Below are 10,076 nucleotides of genomic sequence, written 5' to 3'. Positions count from 1 at the left end.
TCATGATTAGTAAGCTTCGAGTCACTCTCACCGAGCGTGCGAGTGAGCAGGTGCGTGCCCTGCTCGCCAGGGACGAGGCGACCGCCGGCTACGGCCTGCGGGTCGGCGCTGAGCCCGGTGGCTGCTCGGGTTACCGGTACAGCCTGGCACTCGCGCCCGCCGCCGCAAAGGGAGATGTCATCGTCCGCCAGGACGGGTTCGACGTGCTCGTCGACACGGCGTCGGCGTCGATGGTCGACGGGGTCCGCATCGACTATGTCGAGTCGCTGACCTCGTCCGGTTTCGTCTTCGCCAATCCCGACAACTCAGACCCGTGCTCGTGCGGATCGTCGTTCTCGGCGCCGCGGCCGGACGGGAACGAGGCCGAGGTGTGGCGGCAGGTGGAGGACGCGATGGCGCTGATCCGGCCGTTCCTGCAGCGTGACGGTGGAGACGCGTCTGTGGTCGACGTCACCGGCGGTGTCGTGTCGGTGCGGCTGACCGGCGCCTGCGGGGGGTGCTCCTCCGCGCTGGACACGCTGGCCGGCGTCATCGAGCGGCAACTGAAGGAATCGGTGCCCGCGGTGGAGCGAGTCGTCCTCGCTTCCTGACCGCGCCTGGGTGTATCGGGAGATGGATCAGTGAGTATCGCGATCAGCTTCACCGAGCGGGCTGCGGGCCAGGTCCGCGTACTGCTCGACCGGGCACCCACAGCGCCCGCGTCGGGCCTGCGGATCGGTGTCGACGCGTCCGGTAACTGTGCGGGCCACCGCTACCGGCTTGCGGTTGTGCCTGTGCCGGCCGACGGTGATGTCGTCACCCGGGTCGGGGATTTCGAGGTGTTCGTCCCCGCGGATGCGGCCGAGCAGTTCGACGGCATGCGTGTCGACTACAGCGAGTCGCTGATGTCGTCCGGCTTCACCTTCTACAACCCGAACATGCGCGGCGGCTGCCTGTGCGGGCCGTCGTTCGTGCCCCCCGTCCAGCCCGACGGGGTGGAGACGTCCCTGCTGCAGAAGGCGAACGTGGCGATCCAGTACATCCGGCCGCACCTGCAGCTCGTCGGCCGTGACGCGTCCGTCGTCGGAGTCGCCGACGGTGTGGTCTCGGTGCGGCTGACCGGTGCCGGCCTGGAGCGCGAGGCCGAGGTGACCGCGTTGGTGCGGACGGTCGAGCAACAGCTGAGGGCGGCCGTCCCGGATATCAGGAGAGTCGTGCCCGCCGCCGTGGGCCGGTAGCGGAGGCAGCGACATGGGCGGGGACATGCAGCGCTTTGCGCGCCAGTTGACACTGGATGGCTTCGGCGGATCAGGACAGGAGCGGTTGTGCGAGGCGACGGTGCTTGTGGCGGGGGTGGGTGGGGTGGGCGGCGCCGTCGCTACCTACCTCGCCGCGGCTGGCGTCGGGCGGCTGGTCCTCGTGCATCCCGGCGCCCTCGAGATACCAGACCTCAACCGACAGACGCTTATGCGACCCGACCGGGTCGGTGACCCGCGGGCTGCCTGCGCCGCCGACACCCTGCGGGCCCACTATCCGGACGTCATGGTCGAGGCATGGGACCGTGACCTGTTCGACCCGCGCCTGCCCGGTCTCGTCGCCGGTTCGGACGTGGTCGTCGACGCCCGGCACAACTTCCCCGAACGTTTCCGGATCAACCGGATGTGTCTGGACCTGGGCGTACCGGTGGTCTTCGCGGCCATGAACACCACCGAGGCCCAGCTGCTCACGGTTACTCCTGGCGATCCATGCCTGCGCTGCGTGTTCGCGGATGGGGACCCGCAGTGGGATCCGCTCGGCTTCCCCGTGCTCGGCGCGGTCGCCGGGACCGTGGGGTGCATGGCCGCGATGGAAGTGATCAAGCTGATCGCCCGGTTCGGTGAGGGGCTGACCGGCAGGCTGCTCTCCTTCGACCTGTGGGACATGGACTTCCGCTCGTTCGCCGTGAGCCGCGACCCGGATTGCGGCGATTGCGGAGCGTACCGGTCAGAGCTATACCGGATGTACCGCCGTGAGCCGACGCCGATCGGGGCCAGGACTGCCAGCCCAGGCGGCAGCGATGAGCCGCTCCAGCGATGACGATCTATTTTGACCACAACGCCACCACACCGGTTGACCCGCGGGTGCTGGCGGCGATGCTGCCGCTGTTCTCGGAGCAGTTCGCGAACGCCTCCAGCGGGCATGCCGCGGGCCGCGCCGTCGCCCGGCTCGTCGAGCAGGCCCGGGAGCAGGTCGCGACACTTGTCGGCACGAGCCGGCGCAGCGTCGTGTTCACCAGCGGCGCCACCGAGGCGGCCAACCTCGCGATCCGCGGTGTCCTGGCTGGCGCGGAGCCGGGCCGTCGCCGCGTCCTGGTAGCGGCCACCGAGCATAAGGCCGTCCTCGCGGCGGCGGCCGAGGCCGCGAGGACCCATCAGGGCACGGTCGGCTTCGTCCGGGTCCTGCCCGACGGCACCCCGGATCTCGGCCATCTTGCCGCGTCGCTGTCCGACGACGTCGTCCTGGTCGCGGTGATGGCCGCGAACAGTGAGACCGGCGCGATCGCGGACGCCCGGCGGGCCTGCGCACTCGCGCACGGCGCTGGTGCGCTGTTCCTCTGCGACGTCACGCAGGCCGCGGGCAAGATCCCGGTGGCGCTGGACGCCTGGGGGGCCGACCTCGCGGTGCTGAGCGCACACAAGATCTACGGTCCCAAGGGAGTCGGCGCGCTCGTCGCCAGCCGGCGGCTGCAAAGCCGGCTGCCCCCGCTGATCGTCGGTGGCGGTCAGGAACGCGGCCTACGCAGCGGCACCACCAACAGCGCCGGCATCGTCGGCTTCGGGCGGGCCGCGACGATCGCCGCGGCGGAACTGGGCACCGACGCCGACCGGCTGCGCCAGCTGACCGCGCTCCTGCACCATCTGCTCGCGGAGAAGATCGACGGTGTCGAGCTCAACGGCCCGGCCGTCACGCGGCTGCCGAACACGCTGAACCTGCGGTTCGCGGGCGCGGACGCCGACGCGGTCATGACGTCCATGCCCGAGCTGGCCGTATCGGCGGGCAGCGCCTGCACGGGGCCGAGCAGCGAACCGTCGCACGTCCTGACGGCGATGGGGCGCACGCCCGCCGCCGCGTCGGAGAGCCTGCGGTTCAGCCTCGGCCGCCCCACGACCGAACAGGAGGTGCACGCCGCGGCCAGCCACGTGGTCAGCGCCGTCGGCCACGTCCGTTGCCTGCGCGGCCTGCGCCCGGCCGGCCCCCAGGCAGCCGCCCGCGCCTGACGCTGGTTCCCCCGCACGGCGGCAGGCGGGGCCCGGACCGGACGCGGGCCGCCTCCTGCCCATGGCGGGGCAGGAGGCGGCCCGCAGACCGGGGCTTCGGGTACTCCGTGGTCGGTGCTGGCTGAGCTCAGGCGACGACGACGAAGGTGGAGCTCTGTAGCGAGGAGACATCGGTGTTGACGCCGGCAGTGACCTTGTACGACGCCACGATTTCCAGGACGTCGCCCTCATCCGCGACCCATCCGGCGGGGAAGGAGACTCTTAACAGATCGGTGCGCGGTGTGTTCACCTGCGGAGCGATCGGAACGGCGACGAGAGGGTGGTTGTTGACCAACACGTTGGCCTGGCTGAGGTTGACAACGGAGACGGACAGAGTGTAGCTGTCCACGACCTCGTTCAGCCTGGAGCCGATCTCCACGTCCGCGACCACGTCGAAAGCAGCCCCTATCTTCACGGTGGCGATCGTGACGGAATGGGCGGGGTCCGTCGGGTAAACGGCCTTGATGTTGGCATCCCAGACACCGGGCATTGTGTGCTCCTTGCTCTTCGAGCTGACGGGATTTCGGTCCGATGGCAGCCGGCCGTGTTCCTGTTCCGGCGGCATCGGAATGCTGGCGGGAAAGGTGGTTACTGAGCCGGGAAAATGCATCTTCGTGGGTTGGCGGATACCCAGGAGTGCGGCTTCCTGGCTGCTCCCTGACGGTAGCCGTCGAACGTTGGCTCCGCCCGTGACGGGATCTTTGTTCTTGGGGCATACGAAGACCAGGCGGTCCGGCTGTGGTCAGTAATGAATAACTGCCGCTGGTACCTGCCGCTGGCCTGTGCGGATAGTTCTTCGATGGCCATGATGGCCTGCTGATGCAGCGGATTTCCTGTTCTGTCGTTGCCGCGCTCGTACCTCCCCCCGTCGACTGATGCGAGCAAGCGTGCTTCCATCGTCGCTGCTCCGCAATGCGGCCGTAGCGATGATGGAGTTCTTCCCGCGTCCGGGATGGCTTGTGACGGATAGCCCGGCCGGGGCCACGAGTGCCGTGGCCTCGTGGGGAGTTCACGCCAGGCGCTCCATCGACCAGCGCGAGAATCTCGGCGAGGGGCGCTTTGCTCTGCATGACCTGTCGAAGGACAGGATAAATCCCAGCCACATGGACCGGAAGGGGTTTTCTTGAAGTTGCTTAAAGTTACCGGCGGCCGGGATGTGAACTCAATAAGGGCTGGCTTTGTTTTGCGTATCAGCAACATCATTCTATCGTTCATCCTGCTGTGTTAGTTATTGTTTCAATCGCCATGCCCGTTTTGTATGAGAATTTCCATGTTTTTGTTTTATGACTGTCTCGGGATTATGCGGTTTGACCTGGGGTGATCTGTTTTGCCGCCGGTCGTCGGCGGGCGGCGGGGCCACGGTTTTTGAGCAGATCAAGATCTGTTCGTTGCCGTGGATCTTTTTGGCGGGAGATGCGGGCCGGCGTCACCGGTCGGAGTGGGTTACTTCGAGTGATCGTCCTGCCTCGGTGGACGGGACCCCGGCCAGGGGCTGCCAACGTGCGCTCCATGGGCCCGTCTCGCCCGCGGCCTCGACGGCCTCCGCCGCGCTGTGCGGGCTCTTGCCGGCAAGGGCGTACGGGCCGGCGCGGCGTCCACACCGGCGCGGCCAGATGGGGCGACGGCATCCGCAAATCAGGGCCAAGATGGCGCTGGCAATCCGCAAATGCGGGAGCTATACTCCCCTTGTTTCGTGTTTGCGGAGAAGCGACGATGCTGGCCTCCCGCCCCCCAGCTGTGGCGGCGCCATACCCTGCGCACGGCACGCACTATAAGTAATCAATTGATGACTCTTTGAGTATAAGGCCATGCCCATGGTCGGGGGGAATACATGAGACCACGGCCCATCCGCCGTCCGCGGCACCCTCGCACAGCTTCCACGGGAAGTCCTGAGCGTGGCCGCCGGCCGCACGCCCTCCACCCGGGTGGAGCCCGGGTGGGCGGCCGCCGGGTACCGGTGCGGATTCTGGCGTCCGCGGCCGCCGTCACGATGGCCGCCGGAGTCGCCGGATGCGGTGGCTCCAGCGGCTCCGACGGCGCAGGCGCCCGGTCCGGTACCCAGGTCGTGACCAGCGTCTCGGGTGAGAAGGCGACCATCCCGATCAGGATCGATCGCATCGCCGAGCAGTTCCCCGCCCACACCGTGACCGACCTCATGCTTGGCGTCGGCGACCGGCTCGTGGCCATTCCGCAGAACGTGAAGACGATCCCGTTCCTGCGGAAGGTCTACCCACGGATCGCCAACGTCCCCGAGCTGTTCGCCAGCGGGGGCAAGGTGAACATGGAGGAGCTGCTCAAGCTGGACCCGGACGTTGTGTCCACCATCGACGGCGGGAACACACTCATCCCGTTCCAGCATGCGGGGCTGCCCGCCGTCAACATGAGCTTCGACAACTTCGGCCAGCTCGCGCCCTCCATCGAGCTCGCCGGCACGGTCTACGGCGGCGACGCCACGGCCCGCGCCAAGGCCTACGTCGACTACGTGAACGGCAAGGCCGAGATGGTGCGCAAGCGGCTGGCGGGCCTGCCGGACGCGGAGAAGCCCAGCGTCGTCCATATCTCCAGCTACCCGCCTCTCGTCGTCGACGGTGGCAGTTCGCTCATCGACGACTGGATCACGATCGCGGGCGGCAGGGACGCGGCGAAGAGCGTGCCCGGGACGCACGTCACGGTCTCCGTCGAGCAGCTCCTGCAGTGGAACCCCGACGTGCTCATCATCCAGACTCCCGGTGGTGACCAGGGGCTCGTCGCGGCTGCGGCGCAGTCGGTCGTCGACAAGCTGGCCAAGTCCCCCGGCTGGGCCGACCTCAAGGCCGTCAAGGGCAACCGGGTCTACTTCAATCCGCAGGGCCTCTACCCGTGGGACCGCTTCGGCCCCGAGGAGGCGCTGCAGATCCAGTGGGCGGCTCAGGCACTGCACCCCGGCCTGTTCACCGACCTCGACATGCGTGCCGAGACCCGCGGTTTCTACAAGAAGTTCTTCAACTACGAACCGACCGAGGCGGATCTCGACCTGATCCTGCAGGTCAAGGACAAGTAATCGTGACTACCGACATGCGGTTCGGTCTTCCTGGCGGCCGTGGCGATCTCGAGACAGGCGGCCCGACCTCGGCCACGGAGCTGGGCCGGACAGCCGAGACCCTCGGCTTCGACAGTCTCTGGTTCACCGACGGCCATCTCACCTCGGTCGGTTCGCGCACGCTGCGGGCACGGCCGGCACCGATCCCGCTCGCGGCGGCGGTCGCGTCCGCCACCAGCCGGATCAGGCTCGGGTTCACGGCGCTGCACGTGACGCAGTACGACCCGATCCGGCTCGCCGCGGATCTCGCCACCCTCGACCGCCTCTCCGGCGGCCGGGTGATCCTGGGCGTGGGCTGGCCCGCCGCCGACTACTCCCGGGTCACGCGGTGCCCGGGCGGCGACGCCGACCTGTCCGAGGCGCTCGACACCGTGCTCAGGTACTGGCGGGGGTGCTCCGTCGTCGCTGACGGGGCGCGGTACCGCGTCGGGCCGACACCCGTGCAGTACCCGCATCCGCCCGTCGAGGTCGCCGCGCACACCGATGAGTCGGTCGTCTGGGCGGCGAGCCGAGGCTACGGGCTCCTGATCGCCGCCACCGGGACGACCCGGTCGATGGCAGCGCAGGCCGCGCTGTTCGTCTCCCGCGGCGGCAGCACCGCGAATCTCCGGGTCGAGCGCTTCTGCCTGGTCGCCAGGACCGATGCCGAGGCGGAGCAGATCGCCCGGCCGGTCGTGAAACGGCTCACCGGTCGGCTGGCGTCTCTCGGCGGTGACGAGCACGGCTATCGGATGGCCGGTCCGCCCGAACTCGACCCGGTCCGGTTCCTGTGTGAGACCGCGATCGTCGGCGGGCCGGAAACGGTCGCGCGGCGGCTGGCCGCGCTGCGTGACGAGATGGGCATCGAGCAGGTCAACATCCGTCCCTCGTTCAGCGGCACTGTCCCACTGCGGGTGCAGCAGAACTCCGTCCGGCTGTTCGCGAGTGAGGTGGTACCGATTATCAGGGGCCTGCCGACCAGGCAGGTGGCGTACTGGTGAGCGCGCCGCCGCCGACCATCCCGTTGTCGCCGACGGCCCAGCCGTCGACGGGTCCGCCAGCGGCGGCGGAGAAACCGGCGGACCCGGTCGAGCCCACCCTGCCGGTGAAGGCCCGGATCCGGCTGTGGCCGGCGGACAGCGGGCGCGCCGTCGCGCTCGTCGTCGTGCTGCTGGTTCTCGTGGTGATCTCCTTTGGCCTTGGTCGGTACTCGCTGAGCCCGGTGACGGTTGTGCGGATCCTTGCCCACGAGATCGCCGGAATCGGCGCCGGCCCGCGGGGCCAGGACCGGGCCGTGGTCATGAACGTCCGGCTGCCGCGCATCCTGGCGGCGCTGCTGGTGGGGGCGGCGCTTTCCTCCTCGGGAGCGGCCTACCAGACGATGTTCCGTAATCCGCTGGTCTCCCCGGAGGTACTCGGGGTGGCCGCGGGAGCGGGCTTCGGCGCGTCGGTGTCGATCCTGATCGGCCTCCCGACCGCGGCGCTGCAGACGATCTCGTTCGGCTGCGGGCTGCTCGCGGCCGTACTGGCCGTGACGATCGCGCGGGTGGTGGGGCGTGGCTCACTGATCATCCTGGTGCTCGGCGGAGTGATCATTGGGGCGATGTTCAACGCGATGATCTCGAGCGCGCAGTACCTCGCCAACCCGGAGACGACCCTGCCAGAGATCACTTTCTGGCTGTTCGGCAATCTGGGCCGGGCCAGCATGCACAGCCTGATCGTGCCCAGTGTGATCATCGGGGTGTGTCTCGTCGTGCTCTACGCGGTGCGCTGGCCGCTGACGGTCCTCGCCACCGGCGATGATGAGGCCCGCTCCCTCGGGGTGAACCGGACGAGGATCTGGGCGGTGACGATCACCGCGTCCACGCTCATGACGGCGACCGCGGTCAGCATCGCGGGCATCATCGGCTGGGTCGGTCTCGTCGTCCCCCACCTGGCGCGTTTCGCCGTCGGGCCGCTGTTCAACCGCATGCTCCCGGTCACGACGGCGCTCGGCGCCGCCTACCTGCTCGTCGTCGACGACGTCGCGCGTACCGCCACCACGCTTGACCTGCCGCTGGGCATCCTGACCGCGCTCATCGGCGCGCCGTTCTTCGTGGCGCTCCTGGCCAAGGCGGGCCGCCAGTGGCTCTGATCTCCGAAACGGACCCTGAGACGCCCCCCGGATCCACCGTGCCGCGCGTCCAGCTCGATGACCTGACCTTCACCTATCCACGCGGCGGTCACCGGCTCACCGGGGTGACGCTGACCGTCGAGGAATCCGAGGTCTGCTGCCTGCTGGGGCCGAACGGAGCGGGCAAGACGACGTTGCTGCGCTGCCTGCTCGGCCTGCTCCGGCCACGGCGGGGCAGCGTCCGGGTCGGCGGCCACGACGTCGCCGCCCTCTCGGCGCGAGAGCTCGCGAGGCTGGTCGCCTACGTGCCGCAGAGTGCCTCGACGCCGTTCCCGTTCACCGCGCTCGGCATCGCGGTCATGGGCCGCACACCCCATCTCCGCGCGTTGGCCTCCCCCAGCGCCGCCGACCGGCGCGGCGCGCTCGAGCAGCTCGACCGGCTCGGGGTGGCACGGCTCGCCGACCGCTTGTTCGCCCAGCTCTCCGGGGGTGAGCGCCAGCTCGTCCTGCTCGCGCGCGCCCTCGTCCAGCAGGCACCCGTGCTCGTCCTGGATGAGCCGACCGCCGCCCTGGACTACGGCAACGAGGTGCGTATCCTCCAGGTCGTCACGGAGCTTGCCCGGGACGGCCATTCGGTCATCATGACGTCGCATCAGCCGTCGCACGCACTGACCTACTCCGATCGGGCGGTGCTGATGAAGGACGGGCAGGTCGTGGCGACCGGCCATCCGGACGAGGTGGTGACCGGTGAGAGCCTCGGTGGCCTCTACGGCGTGCCGGTGCACGTGACTGGGATCGATCTGCATGCCGGCGACGGAAAGCACACGGTTCGCACCTGTGTGCCGATTCCTGCCCAGCTCACCCCGGAACACAACGACCGAACCGGCCGGCGGTGATTCCGGTGGCATCGAAGGAACGCGATGGCACGGTGCGCATGTTCGGCATGTTCGGCATGTTCGGCATGGAAGAACACTCGCCAGCCGGCCCACAAATTTATCCGTCCAGAGCTCTTCCGCAGCCCGGCCGGGATACGGTAGTATTAATTCACGGCGGATCCGTTCGGTCAGCGGATCTGTTTGGCCCGATGAACACATATCCGGTCGTCTTTCGAGGGCAGCCGCCACCACGAAGAAAATGTGGAGCGGCACGCGATCCCACCGGTCCTGTCGATAACGCTGGCACGGTCAGGCGAGCGGTGACTCACCGGGCATGGCGAATACAATCCCCGGGCATCCACGCCGACATGGCGACAACCGGGTGCCCGGCGCACATCCGCGTGACAGGCATTACCGTGGTGCGCGGAACCAGATGCGCGAAACATGGCGCGCACATAGTCGTGACACAGTCGAAGACGACTGACGAGATGCATCCTCAACGCGAGCAGCGGCTCGTCGGGAGACGGGCGCCGCCAGCCATCCTCGCCCAGGAGGAAATTCCATGCCAGAACTCGTCGTTGACCCCACGAGAATTCGTCAGTTCGGCGACCCTGCCAACACCGAATTCTGCCTGGTGACAAACGCGTCCCTGGTGGACTCGGTACGGGTCGTCAACACCGACGGCTATCTTGGCCAGCGGGTCATCGTTTTTACCGGCGGGAACGCTGAGTTCGACCGTATAATGCGGGAGGACG

At 68.5% G+C, this 10,076-nt stretch carries 9 protein-coding genes and 1 pseudogene; 9 read left to right on the top strand and 1 reads right to left on the bottom strand.

What is annotated here, in order from left to right; genetic code table 11:
* The first annotated feature begins 2 nt into the window (after positions 1 to 2).
* Genes MJ797_RS07840 through MJ797_RS07825 form a run of 4 tightly spaced genes read left to right on the top strand, consistent with a single transcriptional unit; the run spans position 3 to position 3,236 of the window.
* Positions 3 to 590: an iron-sulfur cluster assembly accessory protein gene (locus tag MJ797_RS07840; protein ID WP_239333252.1), complete on the top strand. Its 588-nt coding sequence runs from the start codon at positions 3 to 5 to the stop codon at positions 588 to 590.
* 30 nt (positions 591 to 620) lie between these two features.
* A complete protein-coding gene (locus MJ797_RS07835) occupies positions 621 to 1,217 on the top strand; it encodes an iron-sulfur cluster assembly accessory protein (RefSeq protein WP_239333250.1) in 597 nt (198 codons plus the stop codon).
* Between the two features lie 13 nt (positions 1,218 to 1,230).
* On the top strand, positions 1,231 to 2,055 hold the full coding sequence (locus tag MJ797_RS07830) for a HesA/MoeB/ThiF family protein (RefSeq protein ID WP_239333248.1): 825 nt from the start codon (positions 1,231 to 1,233) through the stop codon (positions 2,053 to 2,055).
* Positions 2,052 to 3,236 (top strand): cysteine desulfurase family protein, encoded by a 1,185-nt coding sequence (locus MJ797_RS07825; RefSeq protein ID WP_239333246.1) that lies wholly within the window; start codon positions 2,052 to 2,054, stop codon positions 3,234 to 3,236. Before MJ797_RS07830 ends, MJ797_RS07825 begins: the two co-directional genes overlap by 4 nt.
* Before the next feature lie 127 nt (positions 3,237 to 3,363).
* Here the strand turns inward: MJ797_RS07825 and MJ797_RS07820 are convergent, their stop codons facing one another.
* The gene (locus MJ797_RS07820; RefSeq protein ID WP_239333244.1) at positions 3,364 to 3,765 is read right to left on the bottom strand and encodes a hypothetical protein; all 402 of its coding nucleotides are present in this window, start codon (positions 3,763 to 3,765) and stop codon (positions 3,364 to 3,366) included.
* Between the two features lie 1,446 nt (positions 3,766 to 5,211).
* On the opposite strand from MJ797_RS07820, the gene MJ797_RS07815 reads away from it, so the two are divergent.
* The 5 genes and pseudogenes from MJ797_RS07815 to MJ797_RS07795 all read left to right on the top strand — a co-directional run.
* Positions 5,212 to 6,315 (top strand): ABC transporter substrate-binding protein, encoded by a 1,104-nt coding sequence (locus tag MJ797_RS07815; protein ID WP_239333242.1) that lies wholly within the window; start codon positions 5,212 to 5,214, stop codon positions 6,313 to 6,315.
* Positions 6,316 to 6,317: 2 nt separating this feature from the next.
* Positions 6,318 to 7,334, top strand: a complete 1,017-nt coding sequence (locus tag MJ797_RS07810; RefSeq protein ID WP_239333240.1) for an LLM class flavin-dependent oxidoreductase — start codon at positions 6,318 to 6,320, stop codon at positions 7,332 to 7,334.
* On the top strand, positions 7,331 to 8,467 hold the full coding sequence (locus MJ797_RS07805) for an iron ABC transporter permease (protein ID WP_239333238.1): 1,137 nt from the start codon (positions 7,331 to 7,333) through the stop codon (positions 8,465 to 8,467). Before MJ797_RS07810 ends, MJ797_RS07805 begins: the two co-directional genes overlap by 4 nt.
* 38 nt (positions 8,468 to 8,505) lie before the next feature.
* On the top strand, positions 8,506 to 9,342 hold the full coding sequence (locus MJ797_RS07800; RefSeq protein ID WP_239333236.1) for an ABC transporter ATP-binding protein: 837 nt from the start codon (positions 8,506 to 8,508) through the stop codon (positions 9,340 to 9,342).
* Positions 9,343 to 9,883: 541 nt separating this feature from the next.
* Positions 9,884 to 10,076 (top strand): annotated as a pseudogene (locus tag MJ797_RS07795) (hypothetical protein); the annotation flags it as partial.

It is taken from the genome of Protofrankia sp. CiP3 (assembly GCF_917627345.1).
GTDB lineage: Bacteria > Actinomycetota > Actinomycetes > Frankiales > Frankiaceae > Protofrankia.
Note: the sequence above shows the minus strand (reverse complement) of the source record. Positions and strands in the feature narration are given on the sequence as shown.